At 68.0% G+C, this 21,891-nt stretch carries 18 protein-coding genes and 3 pseudogenes; 12 read left to right on the top strand and 9 right to left on the bottom strand.

Annotation, left to right across the window (positions count from 1 at the left end; all coding sequences use genetic code 11):
- Positions 1–285: 285 nt before the first annotated feature.
- Positions 286–1,506 (top strand): annotated as a pseudogene (locus tag ACZ4NB_RS19570) (cytochrome P450); the annotation flags it as partial.
- Between the two features lie 177 nt (positions 1,507–1,683).
- On the opposite strand, the gene ACZ4NB_RS19565 reads toward ACZ4NB_RS19570, so the two are convergent.
- Positions 1,684–2,241, bottom strand: a complete 558-nt coding sequence (locus ACZ4NB_RS19565) for a GNAT family N-acetyltransferase (RefSeq protein ID WP_467663097.1) — start codon at positions 2,239–2,241, stop codon at positions 1,684–1,686.
- A 694-nt stretch (positions 2,242–2,935) separates the two neighbouring features.
- Here ACZ4NB_RS19565 and ACZ4NB_RS19560 point away from each other — a divergent pair.
- From ACZ4NB_RS19560 to ACZ4NB_RS19550, 3 genes and pseudogenes are all read left to right on the top strand, one after another.
- Complete coding sequence (locus ACZ4NB_RS19560; RefSeq protein ID WP_467663095.1) at positions 2,936–3,163, top strand: ferredoxin; 228 nt, start codon at positions 2,936–2,938, stop codon at positions 3,161–3,163.
- A pseudogene (locus ACZ4NB_RS19555) lies at positions 3,160–4,530 on the top strand (NAD(P)/FAD-dependent oxidoreductase); the annotation flags it as partial. The gene ACZ4NB_RS19560 and the pseudogene ACZ4NB_RS19555, both read left to right, overlap by 4 nt.
- 282 nt (positions 4,531–4,812) lie before the next feature.
- A complete protein-coding gene (locus ACZ4NB_RS19550; RefSeq protein ID WP_467663319.1) occupies positions 4,813–5,784 on the top strand; it encodes a cytochrome P450 in 972 nt (323 codons plus the stop codon).
- A gap of 662 nt (positions 5,785–6,446) precedes the next feature.
- On the opposite strand, the gene ACZ4NB_RS19545 is transcribed toward ACZ4NB_RS19550, so the two are convergent.
- Positions 6,447–6,953, bottom strand: coding sequence for an EF-hand domain-containing protein (locus ACZ4NB_RS19545; protein WP_467663094.1), 507 nt, complete (start codon positions 6,951–6,953; stop codon positions 6,447–6,449).
- Positions 6,954–7,518: 565 nt separating this feature from the next.
- Between ACZ4NB_RS19545 and ACZ4NB_RS19540 the strand changes: the two genes are divergently transcribed.
- The gene (locus ACZ4NB_RS19540) at positions 7,519–7,749 is read left to right on the top strand and encodes a hypothetical protein (RefSeq protein ID WP_467663092.1); all 231 of its coding nucleotides are present in this window, start codon (positions 7,519–7,521) and stop codon (positions 7,747–7,749) included.
- Positions 7,746–8,825, top strand: coding sequence for a cobalamin-independent methionine synthase II family protein (locus ACZ4NB_RS19535; RefSeq protein WP_467663090.1), 1,080 nt, complete (start codon positions 7,746–7,748; stop codon positions 8,823–8,825). The genes ACZ4NB_RS19540 and ACZ4NB_RS19535 overlap by 4 nt, the downstream gene beginning before the upstream one ends.
- Positions 8,826–9,349: 524 nt before the next feature.
- On the opposite strand, the gene ACZ4NB_RS19530 is transcribed toward ACZ4NB_RS19535, so the two are convergent.
- Complete coding sequence (locus tag ACZ4NB_RS19530) at positions 9,350–10,750, bottom strand: multicopper oxidase family protein (RefSeq protein ID WP_467663088.1); 1,401 nt, start codon at positions 10,748–10,750, stop codon at positions 9,350–9,352.
- 412 nt (positions 10,751–11,162) lie between these two features.
- Between ACZ4NB_RS19530 and ACZ4NB_RS19525 the strand changes: the two genes are divergently transcribed.
- From ACZ4NB_RS19525 to ACZ4NB_RS19515, 3 genes are all read left to right on the top strand, one after another.
- Positions 11,163–11,786, top strand: coding sequence for a hypothetical protein (locus ACZ4NB_RS19525; protein ID WP_467663086.1), 624 nt, complete (start codon positions 11,163–11,165; stop codon positions 11,784–11,786).
- A gap of 690 nt (positions 11,787–12,476) precedes the next feature.
- Entirely contained in the window at positions 12,477–13,649 is a 1,173-nt protein-coding gene (locus tag ACZ4NB_RS19520) for an urease accessory protein UreH domain-containing protein (RefSeq protein ID WP_467663084.1), read from the top strand.
- Positions 13,650–13,660: 11 nt separating this feature from the next.
- Positions 13,661–13,930 carry a cation transporter gene (locus ACZ4NB_RS19515; protein WP_467663082.1) on the top strand — a complete coding sequence of 90 codons (270 nt, stop codon included), beginning with the start codon at positions 13,661–13,663 and terminating at the stop codon, positions 13,928–13,930.
- Between the two features lie 84 nt (positions 13,931–14,014).
- Here the strand turns inward: ACZ4NB_RS19515 and ACZ4NB_RS19510 are convergent, their stop codons facing one another.
- Positions 14,015–14,641: a flavin reductase family protein gene (locus ACZ4NB_RS19510; RefSeq protein ID WP_467663080.1), complete on the bottom strand. Its 627-nt coding sequence runs from the start codon at positions 14,639–14,641 to the stop codon at positions 14,015–14,017.
- 29 nt (positions 14,642–14,670) lie between these two features.
- Between ACZ4NB_RS19510 and ACZ4NB_RS19505 the strand changes: the two are divergent.
- Positions 14,671–14,802 (top strand): annotated as a pseudogene (locus tag ACZ4NB_RS19505) (site-specific DNA-methyltransferase); the annotation flags it as partial.
- Between the two features lie 93 nt (positions 14,803–14,895).
- On the opposite strand, the gene ACZ4NB_RS19500 reads toward ACZ4NB_RS19505, so the two are convergent.
- Positions 14,896–15,813, bottom strand: a complete 918-nt coding sequence (locus ACZ4NB_RS19500; RefSeq protein ID WP_467663078.1) for a DUF5655 domain-containing protein — start codon at positions 15,811–15,813, stop codon at positions 14,896–14,898.
- A gap of 637 nt (positions 15,814–16,450) precedes the next feature.
- Positions 16,451–18,364, bottom strand: a complete 1,914-nt coding sequence (locus ACZ4NB_RS19495) for a recombinase family protein (RefSeq protein WP_467663076.1) — start codon at positions 18,362–18,364, stop codon at positions 16,451–16,453.
- On the opposite strand from ACZ4NB_RS19495, the gene ACZ4NB_RS19490 reads away from it, so the two are divergent.
- Both ACZ4NB_RS19490 and ACZ4NB_RS19485 read left to right on the top strand, forming a co-directional pair.
- On the top strand, positions 18,245–18,862 hold the full coding sequence (locus ACZ4NB_RS19490; protein WP_467663074.1) for a flavin reductase family protein: 618 nt from the start codon (positions 18,245–18,247) through the stop codon (positions 18,860–18,862). The genes ACZ4NB_RS19495 and ACZ4NB_RS19490 overlap by 120 nt on opposite strands.
- A 326-nt stretch (positions 18,863–19,188) precedes the next feature.
- A complete protein-coding gene (locus tag ACZ4NB_RS19485; protein ID WP_467663317.1) occupies positions 19,189–20,013 on the top strand; it encodes an endonuclease/exonuclease/phosphatase family protein in 825 nt (274 codons plus the stop codon).
- Positions 20,014–20,112: 99 nt separating this feature from the next.
- Here ACZ4NB_RS19485 and ACZ4NB_RS19480 read toward each other — a convergent pair whose 3' ends face one another.
- From ACZ4NB_RS19480 to ACZ4NB_RS19470, 3 genes are all read right to left on the bottom strand, one after another.
- Complete coding sequence (locus ACZ4NB_RS19480) at positions 20,113–20,346, bottom strand: DUF2277 domain-containing protein (protein ID WP_467663072.1); 234 nt, start codon at positions 20,344–20,346, stop codon at positions 20,113–20,115.
- A 50-nt stretch (positions 20,347–20,396) separates the two neighbouring features.
- On the bottom strand, positions 20,397–21,008 hold the full coding sequence (locus ACZ4NB_RS19475; protein WP_467663315.1) for an alpha-ketoglutarate-dependent dioxygenase AlkB family protein: 612 nt from the start codon (positions 21,006–21,008) through the stop codon (positions 20,397–20,399).
- Between the two features lie 245 nt (positions 21,009–21,253).
- Complete coding sequence (locus ACZ4NB_RS19470) at positions 21,254–21,814, bottom strand: hypothetical protein (protein WP_467663070.1); 561 nt, start codon at positions 21,812–21,814, stop codon at positions 21,254–21,256.
- Positions 21,815–21,891: the final 77 nt, after the last annotated feature.

Here is a 21,891-nt window from a genome sequence, read left to right as displayed (position 1 = left end):
GACATACGTGCTATGTGTGAGAAGAAATGAATGTACGGTACAAATGAATGTACGGCACATGGCGCTGAAGGCAAGCGAGAGGAGTGCCCCATGATCGCCAAGCTGCTCGCCAAGTTGTCCTTCACCCGTAACTACGGTGCGTACGGGGCCCACGACTGGGGCACGCACACCGGCGACGACAGGGTGTGACCACACGGTCGGCGGGCGCCCCCAGGTTCCCGCCGGCTCCTGGCCGCGCTGCCGACGATATCGCCCTGACCGGTACGAGAAGTCGGGGGCGATCCCATGGGCCGAGTGAATGAGCCGCCACGGCTGCCCGAGGGCAGCTTCGCGGCCTGGAGCCGCGACCGGCTGGCGCTGGCGCGCCGTGGCGCTGACGAGTGCGGGGACGTCTGGCAGCTGGAGCCGGGTGTCTACGTAGCCGCTTCGGCCGGGGTGTGTGAAGCGGTCCTGCGCCGCGCGCAGGACTTCCCCAAGCCGTCCTCGCCCCTCTTCCCGCCGTTGAAGCGGGCCGGCGGAGCGCCGACGCCCGAGGAGCGTGCGCACGCTCGCGCCGCCCGCATGCGCGGACTGCGCCCGCAGGCGGTTGCGGCCCGTGTCGGTGAGATCGCGTCCGGGACCGCTCGATTTGCCGACCAGTGGCCCACGGGCCGCGACGTCGAGATTCTGCCGCTGGTCCGGCCCGTCCTGGCAGAGATCGGCGTGCGCTACCTCTTCTCCGAAGACGCTCCCGCCCTGCTGCCCTTCGCCTGGCAGCTCTTCGTGGCCCGGGAGGTGCTCGTACGCCCCTCGCGCTGGGTGTGGCCGCGCTGGATCCCCACACCGGCACGGCGGTTCCGCACACGGCGGCAAGTCGCCTTCACCAACGCTTTGCGGCCCGTCGTCCGCCGACGCCGTTCATCGGGCCGGCTCGGTGACGACGTGCTGGGACAGATGCTCCGGCCCTCCTCCCGCTACGGCCCGCTGTCGGAAGAAGCCGTCCTCGACACCCTCCCCGGAATCACCGTCGCCACCTTCGAGACACCCTCCCGGGCAGCCGGATGGATCCTGCTCCACCTGGCCCGATACCCCCAGGCCGCGGACCGCGTCGCGGCCGAAGCCGCCCTGCTGCCCGCCGACCCGGCCACGACGACCAGCGCCCACCTCGACAACCTGCAATACACCCAGGCGCTGGTACGCGAAGTGCTCCGACTGCACCCCCCGAGCTGGCTGCTCACCCGGCGCGCCACGCGGCAGACTCAGCTCGCCGACTACACCATCGACGCCGGGTCCACCGTTCTCGTCTGCCCCTACACCGCCCACCGCGACGCACGGGAACACCCCGAGCCGGACCGGTTCCGGCCCGAACGCTGGCTCGACGATTCGGGCTCGCCGGCGAAAGCCGGGGTCTTCCTAGCCTTCGGTACCGGGCCGCACGGTTGCGAGGGCGCCTCTCTTGCCATGGCCATGCTCACGCTCATGACCGCGCAGACCGCCCGCCTCTACCACTTGAGCGAGCCGCCCGGCTCGGAACCCGGCTACCGGGTCACCACTTTCGAAGGTCTCGCAACCGCCGGCCTGCACCTGCGTGCCACCTTGCGCGGCTTAGGACGGTCCTGCTTTCGGTGGCAGGCCGTCTCCGCCCGCGAACAACGAACGTCGATCACGTCCGAGTGCCGTTCCACACGCGCTCGGATCACCGGCTCATGGTTCGCTCATCGTGTGTCGCCGGTCGAACTCGTTGACGAGCATGCCCATCATGACGAGGTCGTGGTGCTGGCCGGCGAAGAAAACGTGTTCCCGCAAGCACCCCTCCTCGGTGAAGCCGAGCCCACGAAAAAGCGCCAGCGATGCCCGGTTGTGGGCCAAAACCGCCGCCAGGCATTTGTGATAGCGCCGCTCGGCGAACATGAAGCGCAGCAGCAGCACCACGGCTTCCGTCCCGTAGCCCTTGTGCCGGTGGTCGGCGCCGATGGTGATATCGCACTCGAACCAGCCTGAGCGAGGGCCGGTGCGATATGAGCCGACTGTACCGACCAGCTCTCCCGTGGCCGTCGCTTCGACCGCCAACCGGAAGTGGTCGTCATCGCACTCGGCAACGGCCTGCTCCTTCGCCCAGGCGCGGTAGCTCTCGGCGGACCGCGGCAGATCCAGCCGGCCCCTTCGCTGCCCGTCATCGTCGGCGAAACGCGCGAACTCCGTCCAGTCGTCGGGCTCGACAGCGCGCAGGCGTACCCGATTACCGGTCCAGGACGATGCCATGCCCTATTTGATCACGCTGCTGTGCGCGCGAGGCCGACAGGCACGCCGAGGCAGATGTTGCCCCCCGTGCTCCGTCTCACCGCTGATCGTCGCCCTCGTCCGGAGCAGCGGGGTCGCGCAGCGGGCGCACGTCCGACTGCGTCAGCGAGGGGCGTGCCGGTGCTGCCGCGCCACTGCTCTTCGGACCGAGTGGGCACGCGAAGGGCATCGGGCTGCCGCCGGTCACTGCTTCAGGAATTCGTCCGACGTCTGCAGACTCGGCTTCTCGCTGCCGTGCCGCGTACGCCGGTTCTCGACCAAGGTACGCCGCTATCCAGCGTCGTTGATGTCAACGTTGGAGATCAGGCGTTTGCCTACCGGGCCATCGGACTCGCCGGTATCGGGGCCGCTGTTAGGCTGATTCTGGGACGGTATTCCGACGCACCGTGCCACACGGTTTCCGTCGAAACGGCAATCTAAAAGAGCGTCGCTTGCGCAACCAAAATGCAGCCGCAACCCGCGATACGTTCCTAGTCAGGCGCCGATCGCCTTAACCGCGATGACCAATTCCTTCCATGGAGACATGGAGATCCGACGAGCGCGATGCGCCCCGTCGCAGTTCGCAGGGGTGGGCAGCGGCCGGATCCTTCCTCGTTCCGTGCCGGAGTGGCCCCGGTTTGAGGGTCTGCAGCTCCCACTCCCTGTGGAGGTCGGGGTGAAAGTCGTCGTTGATCTTTCCCGATGTGAGGGGTATGCGCAGTGCGCGTTCCTGGCTCCGGAGGTGTTCCGGATGCACGGTGAGGAAGCGCTCATGTACGCCCCGAACTCCGACGACGCCCAGCGCGACCAGGTGCTACGCGCCGTGGCGGCCTGTCCGGTCCAGGCGATCCTGGTCGACCAGCTGGAGGCGCGGCAGGCGCCGGCGGAGGCGTCGCCGTCATGACCAGTGCCGACAACCTGCGTGCGTTCAAGCGCGATGGCCGCATCGTGGTCGTCGGGGCTTCGCTGGCGGGGTTGAGGGCCGCAGAGGCTCTGCGCGACGAGGGTTTCACCGGATCGTTGACCATGATCGGTGACGAGTTGGGCGAGCCCTACGATCGGCCTCCCCTGTCCAAGCAAGTCCTGACCGGGTGGGTGCCGGCCGGAGGCACCACTTTGCCCCGCCGTCGCGACATCGACGCGGAGTGGCTGCTGGGCGTGCCCGCCAGCGGGCTGGACCTCGCGACGCACCACGTGCGTCTCGCCGACGGACGTGAGGTTCCCTTCGACCGGGTGCTGATCTCTACCGGGGTACGGGCCCGGCCGTGGTTCGTCGAGCCCGAGGCGGCCCTGGACGGGGTGTTCGTCGTGCGTACACGCGAGCATGCCGAGAGCCTGCAGCGGGCCCTCGCCGCCGGTCCCTCCCGTGTGCTGGTCATCGGTGCGGGATTCATCGGCTCCGAGATCGCCTCCGTCTGCCGCGAGCGGGACATCCCGGTGACCGTCGCCGAACTCGCGCCGGCCCCGCTGGTCGGGGCGCTCGGCGCCATGATCGGCGAGGTTGCGGCCGACATGCAGCGCGCTCACGGTGTCGACCTGCGGTGCGGTGTCAAGGTCGCCCGGCTGGAGGGCGACGCGCAGGGACGGTTTCGCCGTGCTCACTTCGACGACGGCAGCACGGTCGAGGCCGATGTGGCGGTGGTGGCACTCGGGAGCATCCGCAACACCGAGTGGCTACGGGAGTCGGGACTGGCGGCGGGCGTGTGGGGAATCACCTGCGACACGGGCTGCCGCGCCCTCGACATCAATGGCCGCGCCACCGACGACGTCTTCGCCGCGGGAGACGTGGCACGTTGCCCGAACCCCATCTACGAACACCGGCTCATCTCACAGGAGCACTGGGCCAACGCCGTGGAGCAAGCAGGGGTCGCGGCACACAACATGGTCAGTGCCCAGGCGGACCACCGGCCCCACCTGTCCATCCCGCTGTTCTGGTCGATCCAGTTCGGTGTCAACATCAAGTCCGTCGGCGTACCGACCTTCGCCGACGAGGTGGTCGTCACCCAGGGATCGCTGGCCGACCACCGTTTCGTCACCGCATATGGCTATCGGGGCCGCGTCACCGCTGCCGTGGGCTTCAACAACGGTAAGTGGCTGGGCCACTACCGACGGTTGATCGAGGCGGCCGCACCGTTCCCGCCCCCCTGCCCCACGCCGGACCAGCCGGCCGACATGAAGCCGGTGCCCGTCGACTTGCCCGGCCCCGCCCTGCTCGCGCAGGGCGCCACGGCGCTCGTCACAGGCCAAGACCCGGGTGAGCGCCGCGTCACGGCCGTGCAGCAGCATCGGCAGGAGGAGGGCCAGACGACCACGTCCGGGACGCCCGGCACGCTGCAACGGATCTTCGACTACTCCGCCCGGGCCGACCCCTACCCGCTGTATGCCGAGTTGCGCAAGACGCCGGTGGCTCGGCAGGAGGACGGCAGCTACGTCATCAGCACCTATCGCGAGATCACGGACGTACTGAACGACCCGCATCTGAGTTCCGACCTGCGCAATCTGTCGCGTCCGCCGCCTCCACCCGAGGAAGGGGCCACGTCGTCGTTCATCCACATGGACTCGCCCGAGCACGATCGCCTGCGGCGTATGGCGATGCGTCACTTCGGCCCCCCGCACACCCCTGGGCTGGTGACCGGACTTGAAGGCTTCCTGACCGCCACCGTCGGCAACCTGATCGACGATTTGGCGGGCAAGGAGCAGATCGACGTCGTCGACGATTTCGCCTTCCCGTTCCCCGTAACCGTGACCTGTCACTTGCTCGGCGTGCCGCGCGAGGACGAGCCGAGGTTCCACCTCTGGGTGAACGACATCATGAACTCGATCGACTACAACCCCGAGACCGACCCGAAGAACAAACTGGACAAGGGCATACAGGCCCGCAAGGACTTGCGCCAGTGCCTCGGCGAACTGGTGGAACAGCGCCACGGCCGGCCGGGAGACGGCCTGCTGTCACGGCTGGCCAACGACGACGGGCCCGACGGTCGGATGGCCGACGCCGAAATCGTCGCCACCGCCAGACTGCTCCTCATCGCCGGCCATGAGACCGTCGTCAACCTCATCACCAACGGCATGCTGACACTGCTGCGCCACCCGCAGGTGCTCCAACGACTGCGCGACGAACCGGACCTCGTCGTGCCATTGGTCGAGGAACTGCTGCGCTACGAGCCACCCGTGCACATCATTCCCTGGCGGACGGCGTACAGCGACGTCACCGTCGCCGACACCGTCATCCCCCAGGGCTCGCAGATCATGCTCGTGCTGGCCTCGGGCAGCCGTGACCCGAAGCGCTTCCACGATCCGGACCGCTTCGACCCGGATCGGCAGGACAACCAGCACCTGGGGTTCGGCAGTGGCATCCACCTGTGTTTCGGCGGCCCGCTGGCCCGGCGGGAAACCCAGATCGCGCTGACCGAGTTGGTACGCCGGCTCGACCGCCCCAGGCTGGTCGCCGACCCGCCGCCGTACCGGCCCAGCCCCGTTCTTCGCGGTCCGATCCATCTGGACATCGAGCAGGGTGACGCTTGACGCGGCAGCCGAGGGCAGTTGGTGCCTGGGTGTCCACGACTTCGGCGGACGGGACGCACAACCTCGCACCTGCGGAGTTCTGAGGAGAGTGGTATCGGTTCGGCGGACGTTAGCCCAGGTCAGAGAGTCCCAGCAACGGCTGACGTCGAGCTGTGTTCCCTGATGGGCCCTGACAGCAGGTTCTTCGTCTGTTGGTGGTACAGCGCTCATGCTGGTGCTGAGCTGCTGAAATAGCGGCTGTGATTGCCGTCGGGAGAGCGTTGGTCCGTGAATGGTCCGGATCTTGGTGTCAGCTACCTGAATGCGGGGCAGGGCTGTCGGCACCTTGTGGCGAACGGGAGATTCGAGGGCGCGAGCTGGGTGGCAGCGCTGATCTACCAGCACTCCGACGACGAGCGGCAACAGGAAGTCGCGAAGGTACGCGCTACGCGCCAGAAAACGGCCGCTCAGCAACACCTCGTACGACAAGCCTGACCGCCAGCGGGCAGCCACACTGCCTTGGGCCAGACCCATCGGGGTCGAATCCGATCTACAAGTCGTCCTTGGCCGTGCGGGTCTCGTGCCCGCTGCGGGGGAGTGGCTGCGGACCTTGCTCCTCGGCCACGGTTGACGGGCGACCGAGGCGTGCCCCGCACAGCAGCACCGGGGATCCCACGTGGCCCCTACTGCGTCCTGTACAGAGCCTCACCCACGGGGGAGCTCTCCCCGGAGACGTGTGCGCGGACCGAAGCCAGGTAGTCGTCACGGCTGATGTGTCCGTCACCGTTGGTGTCCAGTGCGGCGAAGGCAGATTCGATGTTGCTGACCGGGTTGCCCAGTGCCGTGCGCAGCTTGGTGAACTCCAGCAGGTCCAAGGCGCCGTCCCTGTCAGCGTCGACGAGGTCGAACAGTGCGCCGAGTACGGGTTCGCAGACGGTGTCGAACGCCTCGGCGCCCGCCCACGCGGCGTACTCGTCGAAGGTGACTCCTCCGTCGCCGTTTGCGTCCATTTCTGCCCACGCCCGCTCGCCGGCTGTGCGGGCGGTGACGACCAGGGGATCGTCCTCGGTGCGACCTGTGGCCTGCACCACCCGCTCGGCTCGCGCGGAGTATTCGTCCTTCGAGATGACCCCGTCCCCGTCCGCGTCCAGCATGGCAAAGACAAGTCGCTTCGCGGTGATGTCGTCCACCGAAGTCCCTTCCATCGGATTTGTTCGCTCGTGAGAGCTATCTTCTCGTTTGTCGTTCGGCTGTCCCTACCCGGCACCCCGGGGTTCAACGCTTCCGATGCAGCTTGCGCCGCGGTGATGTGGTGTACGTGGCGCATCTCCCGCGCACAGAGCGGGACGTGCGCGGTGATGTGCTGCCAGGAGCCGGGGTGGTGGGAGATGCCCGGGGTAGTGAAGGGCCGGTAACGGATCCGGAGTCCCTGGAGGGTGCATGGTCGGCAGGCGTGGTGCGGCGGTGGTGTTGAGTTCCCTGGTCCTGATGGGCTCATCGTGGGCGTGGGCTCCAGCCGGTCAGGCCGACTCGGACAGGCACAGAGACACAGAGGGCGTGTTGTGCACGGGCACCAGCGAAAGCGAGTACGACCCGCCCCTGACCCTTGAGCCACGCACGGCCCGCGTCCACACCAAAGCCCGGTACACATGCACCGTCACACCCGGCCGGACCGTAACGGCCACCGGTGTTCTGGACGGCGTATCGCCGGCGGCGTCCTGTGTCGCTTTGACCAACTCCCGCCTCACGGAAACCGTGCAGTATGCCGACGGCGCGCGGTCGTTGATCACCTACGACAACAGCACCACCGCCCGTGTCGCCGGCCTTCTCATCGTGCGGCTGACGGGCGAGGTCACCAACGGCCGCAGCGAGGGACAGCCGGCGCAGCGGACTGTGGCCGCGCTGCCCGATCAGCTGCCCACGCAGTGCCTCTCCTCCGGCCTAACGGGCAGCAGCGGCTGGGCGCAGCTGGAGATCCAGCCATGACCAATGCCTTTGTGGGAATTCCCACCGAACCCATCGGCAGCATCCCCCGGTCCTCCGACCTGCTCGCGGCCATGGCGGCCCATGCCGCCGGCCGGATCGGCGACGACGAACTCGCCACCGCCCAGGACCGCGCGGTCCGCGACACCGTCCGCCGCCTGGAGGAGATCGGCTCACCAGTCGTCACCGACGGCGAACAGTCCAAGCCCAGCTTCGCCACCTACCCCCTCGCCGGGCTGGACCGGCTGGCCCCCGACGGTGTCGCCATCCCCTTCGCCGACGGACACCAGCGGCAGCTTCCCCGCCTGACGGCCGGACCGCTGCGCTACGCCGTGCACGCCGACAGCTATTTGCGTGCCGCCCGCCGGCACGCGACCGTTCCGGTCAAACAGGCCGTCATCGCCCCCTCGGCGCTCAGCCTGCTCTACCCGCCGAACGGCATCGACGGCTATTCCCGCGAGGCTTTCCTCGACGATCTCACCGCCGAAGCCGAGGCCGATATCCGCGGCTGCCTGGACGCCGGCGCACACATCGTCCAGCTCGACTTCACCGAGGCCCGCCTCGCGCTGAAGCTGGACCCTAGCGGTGGCCTGCTGGAGCAGTTCATCACGCTCAACAACCGTGTCCTGGACCGCTTCTCCGCAGCCGAACAGGACAGGATCGGCGTGCACACCTGCCCCGGCGGCGACCAGGACTCCACTCACAGCCTCGACGTGGACTACGCCGCCCTGCTGCCCGGACTGCTACGGCTCAAAGCCGGGACCTTCTACCTCCAGCTGGCCAGCGAACCGGAACCGGATAAGGTCCTCAACGTCCTCGCCGACCATCTGCCAGGCCACGCCCGTGTGTTCATCGGAGTCACCGACCCGATCGACCCGCGTATTGAGACCCCCGAGCAGGTCCGCGACCGGGTCCTGGCCGCCGCCCGGCATCTGCCTGTCGACCGCCTGGGCACAAGCGACGACTGCGGGTTCTCGCCCTTCGCGGACGACGACTCCACCTCCCGCGACACCGCCTTCGCCAAGATCCGCGCGCGGATCGAGGGCACCGCCCTGGCCGCCCGCGAACTGGCCGGCTGACCGCACCGCCGACAGGTCACACCGACGCCGCACGGGCGGCCCGGTCTCCGGGATTGCGACCGGACCGCCCGTACAGCCTCATCGTGACGCCAGCCACTCGGGGGTTCGCCTCCCTTGCCCGTGGTGCCGCGTGATCGCTACCCAACTGGGTGGAGCGGGCGGCTTCGCCGTGGCGTATCGGGTTGAGCGCCAGCACCGCTTTGGCCGGGTTACGAGGAGCTGCCAGATTCTTGCGGTCGGGGGACCGGTAGCCAGCAGCAGTAGCGTGGCGCCCTTGAACCGGCGACCTCTTCGTCCCGAATGAGGTCCGGAGACTGATCTTGCCTGCGCGGATGACGTTTGCCCAGGCCAGAGGTGTGATGCGGGTTGGTCTCGGGCGGCGTCGAAAGGTTTTCGGGAGTGGGTCGGCTCCCACATGGCTCCCAGCAGGGTTCTGTGGCTTCGTGCCGATCGGTACAGGTATTCGCCTTGAGCCGCGCATGACGGTAAGGCGCGTCCCTTGGGAAGGCGGCGATGCCTGTGGTTCAAACGACGTGGAAGGTGGCCATCATGGCCATGTCTTCGTGTTCGAGGTTGTGGCAGTGGAGCATGTAGCGGCCTCGGTATCCGGTGCACCGGACGAGGGTCTCGACGGTTTCGTAGGGGCGGACGTCGACGGTGTCCTTCCAGCCCGCGTCGCTGGGGTCGGGTGGCTTGTTCCCACGGGCGATGACCTGGAACTGGGCCAGGTGCAGGTGGACGGGGTGGTGGAAGTCGCTGCTGAAGCGCCAGCGTTCGACGGTGTTCAAGCGTGGCGTGGCCAGCACTTCCGAGGTGGAGAAGGGGCGGCCGTTGATGGTCCACATCGGGTGTTCGCCGTCCTGCTGGGTGCGGCGGAAGTCGAAGCGGCGCACGGGCATCTGCGCGGTCGGGATGAGCTTGCCGAACCGGGTGAGGCGGGTGGGGATACGGGTGTCGTCCTTGGCAGTGCGGACGATGTGGAAGCGCATGATGTCGCGCATTCGACCCCGGGCGGCGGTGTTGACGAGGGTGAGGTGGCTGCCGACGGGGTGGCGGGCGAAGTCGACGATGACGTCGAAGCGTTCGGCCGGTGCCATCGGGATGCTGTCCATCCGTTGTGGGGCGGCGAGGAGGCCGCCGTCGCTTCCGATCTGGGTAACGGGCGCGGGGCGGCCGTCGTCGGTTTCCAGGCGTAGGTGGTAGCGGCGGGCGTTGGCTGCGTTGAGGAGGCGGAGCCGGTAGCGGGTGTTGGAGACTTCCAGGTGGGGCCAGGGTGCGCCGTTGACGAGTTGGACGTCGCCGAGGACGCCGTTCATATAGGGCGCCTGGACGCCTGGTCGGCCCGTACAGCTGGGGTCCAGGGCCGGGTACCGGAAGGCGCCGTTCTCCGTGAAGGCCCGGTCGCAGAGCATCAGGGGGATCTCGCGGTCGCCCGTGGGCAGGGGCAGGCGGTCTTCTTCGTCGTCGCGGACGAGGAACATGCCTGCCAGGCCGCGCCACACCTGGGGGCCGGTGAAGTCCATGCGATGGTCGTGGTACCAGAGGGTGGCGGCCTGCTGGGGCAGCGGGTACGCGTACGTGCGGTAGGCGAAGGTCGTCTTCCCTTCCGCGTGCATCGGCATCCGGTGCCCCTTCTGGGTACTGGGGCGTGGTTGTCCGGGGGCGCACCGCTCGGGCAGGACGAGGTCGGTGGGGTAGCCGTCGGAGTCGGCCGGGGTGACACCGCCGTGCAGGTGCATCGCGGTGGGCACGGTGAGGTTGTTGCTGACGCGTACGACGGTGCGGCGTCCGGAGCGCGCGGTGAAGGTGGGGCCGGGGAAGATCCCGTCGTAGCCCCAGACGGTGGTGGTGCGGCCGGGCAGGATCTCGATGTGGCCTTCGCGCTGGTCGAGTTCGTAGTAGTCGGTGCCGCGGGCGGTGCTCACCGGACGCAGTACCGGTGGTATCGGCAGAGGCACGGTGAAGGGCCGGGGGAGGGGGCCTTGGCTGTTCAGCATCCGGTCGGTGGCTACGCCCGCGAGCTGGGCGTAGCCGGCCGCGCCGAGAGTGATGGCCGCGCCCCTTCCCGTATTCCCGTTTCGTGCCTATGCCGACGACGCTAGAACCTTTCCCTGGGGGCACGGTCAAGGCGTGGGGATGCTGGGCTTGTCCCTGTGTTGTCCGCTATAGGGATTTTGTGCGAATACTGGCTTAGGTGTTGGCGTCATCGCTCTGGCGTGGAGGGGAGAGGGGAGGTCGCCGCATGTCCCGTGAGCCCGGCAAGAAGGTTCCGGAGGGGCGGCGTGCCGTGCTGGGGTGTTGCGTGAGCGGGCTGCGTGCGAAGGGCGGCGGCGTCGTGTGCTGCTCCTGCTGGCCGTGAGTGTCGTCGTGCTCGCGGTGGTCGCCGGGATCACGGTCGCGGTGCTCTCGTCAGGGGGGGCGTCCAAGGCGCCGACCGAGGCCGGTATCCCCGCCGCCCCTATGAAGACCGCCTCGGGCCATACGACCAGCCCGCCGTGGGACGCGCCGAGTGATCCCTCCGCGCGGGTCAAGGCTGCCGGCCTGCCGATGCTCGGAGCGGAGGGCAACGTCGAGCACATCCACGCGCACCTGGATGTCATCGTGAACGGCAAGCCCGTCGCTGTTCCTGCGGACGTCGGCATCGACCTGAAGGCCCAGAAGATCAGTCCGCTGCACACGCACGACTCCAGCGGTGTGATCCACATCGAGGCTCCGGTCAAGGCCACCTTCTCCCTGGGGCAGTTCATGACGGAGTGGAACGTTGCCCTCGGTCAGAACTCCGTCGGCGGGCTCAAGGCTGGCGGTGGCAACACGTTCCACGCTTACGTCAACGGCAAGGAGCGTCTGGGGAACCCGGCCGCGATCGAGTTCAGGGCGCATGACGAGGTCGCGCTTGTCTACGGGCCGGTAGGACAGAAGGTCCACGTGCCGAACAGCTACAAGTTCTCGGAAGGGGAATAGGGGAGTGAAGCCGTAGGGCGGTCCATGCCTTGTGGCGGTTCCCCGGTAGCGGGGCGTGAGCGGTTTGGCGGTCGGCTTTCTACCGCCCCGGTCTCGGCAGTGTGCGTGCCTTAGCATGGCGCGCATGGTGCGACGCGTGCTGCTGCCGCTCCGGGCGTGGTCCGGGGTTCTGGTGGTGTGCGCGGTTGTGGTCTGCCTGTCGGGGCTGGCGCGTCCTGCGATGGCGATGCCGGGACCGATGCTGGGGATGGCCTCCCACGATGCGGGCAACCGGCATGCGCACGAGCCGATGTCCACGGCGGCCGTCCAGACGCCTGAGGCGGGTGCTCAGGACGCGGCCGGACCGAGGGCGAAAGTCGCCGAGTCGTCCGCCCCTGATAGCCAATGCCCGATGGTTGGGCAGCACTGTGCAGGCTCGAAGGTTGCCCTCGGCCAGGACGGCCCGTCGGGTGGTCAGGTGACAGCTGAGCTGCCGCGGGCGATGTCCTGTTCTCCGGCGGCCTTGATGTCGCGGCCCAATGCGCTGCCTCCGGCGCCGCCTCCTCCTGATCCGCAGCGGTTGTGCGTGTCACGGACGTGAGAGTGCACCGTCCGTAAGTCTTGTCTTACGGAACGTCGTGTTCTTCTTCATGTCCGCCTCGGCGCGCCCCTGTGAGCGTGCCGTCCTGACTGATCAGGAGTTGTCGACGCATGCCGTCGTCCATCGCTTTGCTCGTGACCGGTGTGAGCACCGGTCTGCTCGCCGGCGGTGCCTCGTGCGCCGCCGTTCAGGGGGGTCTGCTGGCCGGTGCGGTGAGCCGCCGCCGCGCCCCCGCTGCCTCATCAACCTCCAAAGCCTCTGCATCAGCCTCCAAGCCGTCGTCTCCGTCCGCAGCTCGGGGGACAACCGCGACCCTTACCAAGACCCGGCCCGCAGTTGCGGAGTCTTCACCGGAGCCGAGGCCGCTGGCTCCCGTCGGCGCGTTCCTGGCCGGGAAGCTGCTCTCGCACACCGTGCTCGGTGCACTGCTGGGTGTCTTCGGTGATGCGTTGCAGCCCAGCCCTCGTACCCAGGCTGTACTGCTGCTCGTTGCCGGGGCGCTCATGGTGCTGTTCGCGCTGGACCTGTTCGGGGTCAAGGCGGTGGGGCGGCTGGTGCCGCGTCCACCGGCCTCCTTCGGCCGGCTGTTGCGCCGCAGTGCCAGGAGCGACTCGGTCGTCACCCCGGCCCTGATCGGCCTTGCCACCGTCCTGGTGCCGTGCGGGGTGACCTTGTCGATGGAACTGCTCGCGGTCTCCTCCGGATCGCCGGTGGCGGGAGCTGCGGTGATGGCCGGGTTCGTGCTGGGAACCTCGCCGCTGTTCGCAGCCCTCGGCTACGTGTTCCGCCGTACCAGCCGGGCGCGCTCGGGCAGCCTTGCCGCGCTCACGGGTGTGGTGGTGCTCGCCGTCGCCGTCTGGACGATGGCCTCGGCGCTGCAGGCCGGCGGCTGGGTCTCGTTCCAGGACGACAAGCCGGCCGCGGCGAGCCAGCCCTTCACCGTCGAGGGCGGGTCTCAGAGCGGACCCGGTGACGGGGGGAATCCGGGACCCGGCGCGCCGGTACGGACCGACGGCTCCGGGCGGCAGATCGTCACCCTGACCGTGACCGACGTCTACGTCCCCAGCCAGTTCACGGCGAAGGCCGGCCTGCCCACCACGCTGGTGCTGCACGGCCAGGGCGCGAACGGGTGCGCCAGGGCCTTCACCATTCCCGAGCTCGGGGTCCGGGAGATCGTCGAGCAGGACGGCGATACCAAGATCGACCTGGGCAAGCGAAAGCCGGGCACGCTCCGCTTCTCCTGCGCCATGGGCATGAAGACCGGCTCCATCACCTTCCAGTAGAGAGAAGCGCCATGAAGCTGTTCAGCCGTAAGAAGGACGAGAACGACGAGATGGAAACCGGGACGCGGGTGGTTCTGGAGATCGAGGGCATGCACTGCAACAGCTGTGCTCTGCTGATCGACGACGAACTGGAGGACCTGCCTGGCGTCCGTTCGTCCAGCACCGACGTACGCTCCGGACGCAGCGTCGTACGGCTGGAGGATGGTGCCGACAGGGACCCCACCGCGCTCGTTGCGGCGGTGGAAGGGGCCGGGGACTACACGGCACGCGTCGCCAACTGACACCTGGCTCTGACTGACTGACGAGGGCGTGCTCGTGGCGATGGCCCGGCCGGGAAGCGCTTCCGGCCGGGCCATCGGTCATGTTCAGAGATCGACCACGAGATTCGGGCTGTGCGCCCTGGAGACACAGGGATAGATGACATCGCGACGGTCCCGCTCGCCGCTGGGCAGGACGGTGTCGCGGTGATCGGGGATGCCGTCCAGGACACGTAGCTCGCAGGTGCCGCAGAACCCCTCCTCGCAGGAGGCGGGCGTGCCGGGGGCGGCTTCCCGGATCACCTCCAACAGGGTGCGGTCGGCGGCGACCGGCAGTACGTATCCGCTGCCTCGCAATTCGACCTGGAATTCCCGGGCTTCCGGCGTGAACGACGACTGCGTCGTCTTCGGCGTCTGGGGCCTCTTTGGCGCAGTGCGGGCGGCGGCGAAGCGTTCGGTGTGCAGGCGCAGATGCCGGTCGGGGACGGCTTCCGCCATGGTCTGTTCTACGGTGGTGATCAGTGCGTCGGGTCCGCAGCAGTAGACCGCGGTGCCGGGTCGGGCCGCGGCCAGTGCCCCGGCGAGGTCGGGCAGTCCCTCGGTGTCCTCGGGCACCAGGCGGACCCGGTGGCCGCCGACGGAGAGGAGTTCGTCCGCGAAGGCCATGGCGGCCCGGGACCGGCCGCCGTAGAGCAGACGCCACTCCCGGTCGGCGGCCGCCGCTGCGCGGATCATGGGCAGGATGGGCGTGATGCCGATGCCGCCTCGCCGCAGTGAAGGAAGGCCGCAACTTCGTCGGCGTCGAACTGTCCAACCATTACGCCGACATCGCCGAACAGCGCCTCCGCAGTGTCCTCACCCAGGACGACTTCGCACTCGCCGGGCCCGAAGAATGAGAGCGACACACCTCGGCAGACCGGGCCGGAACACAGAACAAGGGCGGTTGCGTCATCGAAAACCCGATGACGCAACCGCCCTTGACTGTCCAGTCAGACCGCTTCGACGCTCTGCCGGATGAGGTCACCGGCCCGAGCGAGATCCTCGCGCGATCTGATCCGCACCTCGACCCCATCCTTGATTCCCAAGCACCCCAGGCCGCGGACGTCCCGGGAGAAACTCTCCTCCAGCTCCACGGCATCCGGATCCAGCTTCAGGTTGACCACGAGCATGCGGTTCCGCGGCTGGACGCGCACCGTGGCGACATTCTTGATCCGCCGGTACGCGATGTAGTGCAGCTGGGTCTCCTTCTGCACGTCCTCGTGCGACAGGAGCACGTCGTCGAGTTCCGCGTACAGATCCTGAAGGTCTTGCGGCGACTCGTCCAGGTACTGCTGCACCGACTTCGGCGAAGCCGCATTGGCGACTCGGGACGTGGTGGGTGACTTTCCCCGAGCAGGAGAGGCGGCGCCGGCAACGGAGGCGACCAGCTGCAGCGTCAGCGCATCGTCGAAGATCCGATAGCTCACCAGGTCGATGCGGCGGCCGATCATCTCGATGGCCACCATGTCGTGGTGCGTGAAGCCCCCGGCGATGCAGACGAGTCGGGGATTGCTCCAGTCGATGGCCTCGGCCACCTCGGTACCCAGCTTCTCTTTGACCAGGTTCTCGAACTCGTGGTGGTGGTCGTGGAGCCACGACAGGTATGACAGTGCCTGATTCATGACGTTTTGGTCGCGAAAGCGCTTGTATTCCACAATGACCGGCGTTCCGTTCTCATCCAGGCCCAGTGAGTCGATCGGGCCCCGGTGCCGGCCCGTCGCGTACTCGCTCGCCAGGAAACGGATGCCGAGCATCGCCTCCATATTGCCCTCGATCAGCGTCTGCAACTGGCGCTCCAGCGCCACGGACGAGCCCGGAATCTCCGCGACTTGCCCGCCGCTCACCCTGAACGCTTTTAGCTTGGACATCGGCCTCCCCCGACTCCGCCTTGATCACGTGAACGAACAATCAAGGCCGGGAGGTATTTATTCCGGCACGTGCCGAAGCCGATGAGGGTCGCCACCCCGCCGTCCCGTGCAACGGTGATGCGAAGGGCAGGGAAGAACCCAGGACGCGTGGCCGAACGCCCCACACTTCTACGGAAGTGAGCTGTTGGTCGACTTGGAGTGTCACCAGATCTCCCTGACGCGCCCCGTAACCCAGCTCAAACTTGGCTTTACGGATTGACGGTGAGGAGGGCGTGTGCGTCATTTGGTGCGGCCGGAATTATTTTCTACCTTGCTCCTATGCACGCCGACGGACGACTTCCAGGTGTTATGGAGGGCTCCTGGTGAGCGTGCGTTGTGCGGTCATCCAAATCGTCGGGTAGGAAAATACTATGGCGCGTGATCGGGCATTGCATCGTGTGACGGGCGTGGATGTGGGAGCTGTGTTGAAGAGTCGAGGGGATAGTGAGTGCGAGAGTGATTGGGTGGAGAGGTTTCTCGAAGAGAGTCCGGTCCTGGCGGAGGCTGAAGCCGTGCGAATATGGAAGCTCTTGGAATATATGGGGCGGTGAGATGCAAGGCGTCCCCAGCCGAACGATCGGCTGGGGACGCCTATTTTCTACGTGGATATTTCTGCGGTGGTCTTCCAGTGTGGAGCGAGACGCGCCTTCACGAGCTCGGAGCGGTCGAACTCCGATGATGGAAGGGGCGGTTGCACCGTGATGGAGCGCAGGTAGCGCTTGAGGACTGCGCGCCTCTGGAGCAGCGACCCCGTTGTCCAATTGGTGAGGAGCTCCTCAGGGGCGACCCTCGGCGGAGGAGTGCCCTCCAGGGTGGCGATCGATTCCCTGAGGCTGGAAATCTTGCGATTGAGGGCCGCCAGCATGGTGAAGTAGTCCTCCTCGGTCAAATCGGCCTCATGCAAGGACCCCTCGGACCACCGGTGGATGAGTTCGCTCTTCCGGGCAAGTTCCTGATCCAACCGCGCCTGCAAAGCCGTGATAGTGCCGGCGGATTGATCCAAGCCGGTCTGCGATGTCTGAAGCTGCCTACGCAGGAACGCATTCATGGCTTCCTCGACCGCTGTGTCAGCGGCGGGCGCCGAGATGGGGAATCGCCCACAGCCGCCTCGCTCGGAGGAGGGACAGACGTAGTTGTGTACTACCTTTCCTGACCTGCGCCGGTAGCGGTGCCCCACCAGACCTCGATGGCATTTGCTGCACCGCAGAATTCCGGAGAGCAGGTACCTGCTGACCGGTGCGGTGCCGGACTCGCCAGGCTTGATGCCTGCCTTTTGGCGGCGGCGTTGCCACTCGAACTGGACCTGGGACCAGAGCTTGGGGGTAACGATGGGTTCCCACGAGCCGAGCAAGGGGCGTCCCTCGTCATCGAAGAGGACCAGTGACCAGCCGTCCCCGGCAGTAGCGGCTTGGACGCGATGTTTCCCCGCGTAGGAGACCATGCCCGCGTAGCGCGGATTGCGGAGCATCTTGGCGACCATCGTGGACGACCAGGTGCGGGCGGCAGGAGGCTCGATCCCTTCGGCGTTGAAGGTCCTGGCGATGCTGTAGGCCGATTCACCCGACATGAAGTCCTGGAAGATCCGCACGACCACGTCGGCCTCATCCGGGACAAGCTGGCCCTTGCGCTCGCCTTCACGGACCCAGCCGTAGGCGATGCGGCCTTGGGCGAGTCCGTTCTGGGCGGCGGAGAGGTGTTGGCGGGCGACGCGGCGGGCGGTGTCCTCGGAGGACTTGAGTGCCATCACGCACATCATGCGGGCCATGTGGCGGTCGCTGTCGTTGATGAGGTTCATGCGGCCGCCGGTGGCGCCGGTGACCGGGCGCTTGACGTATTCGACGATGTCGATGAGGTCTTCGAGGTCCCGGGGCTGACGGACGAGCCGGTCGAGGTCGTAGGAGATCACTCCGTCGATGACACCGTTGGCGAGATCGGCCAGGAGGTGGCGGAACTCGGGGCGCAGGACGATCCAGTCGATGGAGCCGTCGGGCTTGATGACCTTGCGCTTTTTGAAGGCCGAGGTGTCGTTTTCCCGGTAGACCTTGGCGAAGGAGCCCCAGCGCAGTCGGGCGCGGGTGTCTTCGGCGTCTTCGAGCCGGCGGTCGACACCGGCTTCGAGGCCGAAGCGGTCGGAGGAGATGCGCAGGTAGGCGCCGGGGCGTTTGGGGGCGTAGGCGGCCAGGTGGTCGTGGAGGTTGAGGGTGACCTGGCCGCCGCGGGCAGGGCGGGGACCTCGAAGTCCTCCCAGACGGTGGTTGCTGCTGTGGGCACGGTGTCGGCTCCTGGTGCTCGGTGACTCCCGATACCGGGCACTTTCCGTCGAATTCAGGGGTTTGGTGGTGCCGTGGATCCGCTGTAGGATCCGCGGCCGCCTGTGTGGATACTGATCACCATGCGTACTGACTTTGATCCTGCTGCCATGTCCCGCGACGACTTCTACCGGCTGCTGACCTCGACGGTGGTGCCGCGGCCGATCGCCTGGGTGTCCACGGTCTCGGCGGACGGGACGCACAACCTCGCACCGCACTCGTTCTTCTCGATCGCGAGTGTCGCACCGCCCGTTGTGCAGTTCAGTTCCGTCGGGCGCAAGGACACCCTGCGCAATGTCGAGGCGACCGGGCAGTTCGTGGTGAATTTTTCGCCGGAGGGGCTCATGGCGCAGATCAATGACACCGGGGCCGATTTCCCGCATGGTATGAGCGAATTCGAGGCAGCCGGCATCGATTCCGAGCCGAGTCTGCGGGTCAAGCCCTTGCGGGTGGCTGCTTCGCCCGTGGCGTTGGAGTGCGAGGTGCACAGCACGGTCGGGATCGGGGATTCCACCGTCGTCTTCGGGCGGGTGGTGCATGCGGTGGTGTCGCAGGACGTGATGGTCGACGGGCACCCCGAGGTTTCCCGGCTGAAGCCGTTGTCGCGGATGGGCAAGAACGAGTGGGCCACGGTCGGCGATGTACGGGACCTCGCCCGTATCCAATACGCGGACTGGCAGGGGCCGGCCGGCGACCGGTAGGGGGACGGAGGGGGAGCGGAACCGGGTCGCGCGAACTCCAGCAGGTTCCCCGTAGTTCCAAGTGGGTTCCTTTGTGGGCTACTTCCGGATTGCCGGGGTGTCCGAGACTCTGTCGGGGTTGGGGCCTTGGGCGGGATTGAGGCCCTGGCGGCTGGAGTGTCCGGCTTTGATGGCCGGATAGCCGGATGGATGCCTGCCTGCCTGGCCGACTGACTGGAGTTGCCGTGACTGGTCTCGCTTCCGCTTCGCATGAGTGCGCTGAGTCCGCGCCGTTCAGTCGGCGGGTTGCCTTGCGGGCGGTGGCCGCCACGGCGGCTGCCGCGCCGATGGTGGCGGCGTACGGGCCGGGGACCGCGTACGCCGCCGACGGCGGGCGGGCGCTGCGGGTGATGACCTTCAACCTGCGGTACGCCTCGGACAGCCGGCCGAACTCCTGGGCCGAGCGCCGGCCCGTGATGCGGTCCCTGCTCCGTCACGAGGCCCCGCACCTGCTCGGTACCCAGGAAGGGCTGTACGGACAGCTGCGCGACATCGCAGCGGATCTCGGGCCGACGTACGACTGGGTGGGGACGGGGCGGGGCGGCGGGAGCAAGGACGAGTTCGCGGCGGTCTTCTACGATGTGCGGCGGCTGGCTCCGGTCGAGTACGACCACTTCTGGCTGTCCGACACGCCCTATCTGATCGCGTCGGCGACCTGGGGAAACACCGTCATCCGGATGGCGACCTGGGTGCGCTTCCGGGATCTGCGGACGGGCGGCGAGTTCTCTGCGCTCAATACGCACCTCGATCATCTGAACCAGTATTCGCGGGAGCGGTCCGCCGCTCTGATCACACAGCGGTTGGGCGGACTGGATGCCGGCCTGCCCCGGATCGTCACCGGCGACTTCAATGTCGCGGCGCACAAGAACCCCGTGTACGAGGCGATGCTCAATGGCGGGGCGCTCGTCGACAGCTGGGACACGGCGGACGAGCGCAGTGCCCAGTACGCCACCTTTCACGGATACCGGCCGCTGGTGCGGGACGGGGACCGCATCGACTGGATCCTCACCTCGCCGGGAGTGCGTACGCGGCGGGCGACGATCAACACCTACTCCGCGCACGGTCAGTTTCCGAGCGATCACCTACCGGTGCAGGCGCTGGTCGAGTGGTGAGGTGAGGGGAGGCGGGGGAGTCGCGGCGCCCCCTTCTTGTTGCGGCGCTGTCCCGGAGTGGCGGCGAGGTCTCGCTGTCCGTGCTGGTGGCGCCGCCTCTCAGGGGGAGTGCTGGCGGGCGGCGGCGGAGCCGCGGATCTGCAGGCCGTCGAGGAGTTCCCGGGTCGCGGCCGCCACGGCGTCCACGGCGTCATCGAACACCGCGCGGTTGTGCGCGGCGGGCGCACGGAAGCCGGAGACCTTGCGGACGTACTGCAGGGCCGCGGCCCGGATGTCCTCGTCGGTGACCATGGGGGTGGTGGGCGGACGGAGTGTCTTGATGCTGCGGCACATGACTCCAGTGTGCCCCCCGGCACTGACATCGCCGCTGAGAGCGACCGGCGTCAGCCGTCGAGCCCGGTCACCCGCATGGTGATGTTGAGGCGGCCGCTGCTCAGCCCGGTTGCCGGGTCGCCGGTGCCCGGGCGGACCTTGGGCACGCCGTGGTACGCGAAGCGGGACGGGCCGCCGAAGACGAAGAGATCGCCGGAGGCCAGCTCGATGTCGGTGTACGGCTTGGTGCGGGTCTCGGTGTTGCCGAACCGGAAGACGCAGGTGTCGCCGATGCTGAGGGAGACCACCGGCGCGTCGGAGCGCTCCTCCTTGTCCTGGTGCATACCGAGTTTCGCCTGGCCGTCGTAGAAGTTGATCAGCGCGGTGTCCGGAGTGTAGGTGTCACCCGCGGTGGCGTTCTGGTACGCCTCGACCAGTGCACGGCGGCCCAGCGCGACCATCCAGTCCGGGAATGCGGCGACCCGGGCGCCGTTCACATCGTCGGCGGTGCGGGTGTACGCGTACGGCTGCCAGTGCCAGCCGATGCACACCGTCTGGACGGACATCACGCCCCCGCGTGGGAGCTTGGTGTGCCTGATAGGGGCCGGGCCGCGCGCCCAGTCGCGGCAGGCGGCGACCAGCTCGCGCTGCTGGGCCAGGGAGAGCCAGCCGGGGACATGCACGGCGCCGGGGGCGAGTTCCCGGCGGCCCCGGCCCGCATCTGGGGTGCACTGGTCGCTGTCCGTACGGGCAGCGCGGGCGTGCTCCGCCGCCGTGGTGAAGCCCTCGAAACCTGGGAGGGGCGTGCTCATCTGCTCCTGCCTCGTCGCGCCGACACCGCTCGCGTGACCCTTGCCGACTTTTGATGCGCGCGACCGCTGATGCGCGTGATCGCTGATTCCCCCGACGGCCGGTTCGCGCTGCCTCCCTACAGCGTGCCACGGCCGACGTCGCCGGCTGGCGGCGCCGTGACCTGGTGGGTGACCCAGCCGCGGTCGATCGTCCAGATCGCTCCCTCGGCCGTGGCCCCGCGCATGCCCTGCAGCGTGGCCGGCCCGGCCAGCGCGGGGAGGCGGGAGTCCCCGAGCGAGGCGAAGCCGTAGGTGCGGGCCGGGTCCCAGTCAGTGCTGTGGCGGAGCCGACGACTCATTTGGGCCCAGCCGAGTGGGGCGGCGGCCACCACCCAGGCGTCCGGCTCCTCGGTAGTGAAGCGCACGGCCGCCCGCAACCAGGATGCGGCGGTCTCCGGCCAGTCAACCCTGGCGAGAACGGTCCTATCGCCCGTCGCACGCCACGCCTCGATGAACGCCGCGGCTGCGCAACGGGACGCCGCGTCCCGGCTGTGGCCGACGACCACTGTGCTGATACGGGTACGCGGGGCGGTCAACAGGCCCAGTAGGGCGCCGAGTTCGGCAGCGCGGTGGGGGGCGGGGGAGGGGAGGTCGCCGTACGCGGACGCCTCCGTGCGGGGGAGGAGGGGAGAGGTCACGGTGCGTCCTTGGTCGTGCGTCTGGTTCTGTCCGTTGGTTCTGCCAGTTGGTACTGCACGGCCGCCCGCAGCCGTGG

The organism is Streptomyces sp. NPDC026575 (assembly GCF_055567415.1).
The sequence above is the reverse complement of the archived record's forward strand: the minus strand, read 5'-3'. Positions and strand labels throughout refer to the sequence as shown.

Excerpts from the sequence above, each read along its gene's own strand:
- ACZ4NB_RS19565 (WP_467663097.1), bottom strand. The coding sequence starts at position 2,241 with ATGGCATCGTCCTGGACCGGTAATCGGGTACGCCTGCGCGCTGTCGAG.
- ACZ4NB_RS19550 (WP_467663319.1), top strand. The coding sequence starts at position 4,813 with ATGGACTCGCCCGAGCACGATCGCCTGCGGCGTATGGCGATGCGTCAC.
- ACZ4NB_RS19535 (WP_467663090.1), top strand. The coding sequence starts at position 7,746 with ATGACCAATGCCTTTGTGGGAATTCCCACCGAACCCATCGGCAGCATC.
- ACZ4NB_RS19520 (WP_467663084.1), top strand. The coding sequence starts at position 12,477 with ATGCCGTCGTCCATCGCTTTGCTCGTGACCGGTGTGAGCACCGGTCTG.
- ACZ4NB_RS19515 (WP_467663082.1), top strand. The coding sequence starts at position 13,661 with ATGAAGCTGTTCAGCCGTAAGAAGGACGAGAACGACGAGATGGAAACC.
- ACZ4NB_RS19510 (WP_467663080.1), bottom strand. The coding sequence starts at position 14,641 with ATGATCCGCGCAGCGGCGGCCGCCGACCGGGAGTGGCGTCTGCTCTAC.
- ACZ4NB_RS19500 (WP_467663078.1), bottom strand. The coding sequence starts at position 15,813 with ATGTCCAAGCTAAAAGCGTTCAGGGTGAGCGGCGGGCAAGTCGCGGAG.
- ACZ4NB_RS19490 (WP_467663074.1), top strand. The coding sequence starts at position 18,245 with ATGCGTACTGACTTTGATCCTGCTGCCATGTCCCGCGACGACTTCTAC.
- ACZ4NB_RS19485 (WP_467663317.1), top strand. The coding sequence starts at position 19,189 with ATGGTGGCGGCGTACGGGCCGGGGACCGCGTACGCCGCCGACGGCGGG.
- ACZ4NB_RS19480 (WP_467663072.1), bottom strand. The coding sequence starts at position 20,346 with ATGTGCCGCAGCATCAAGACACTCCGTCCGCCCACCACCCCCATGGTC.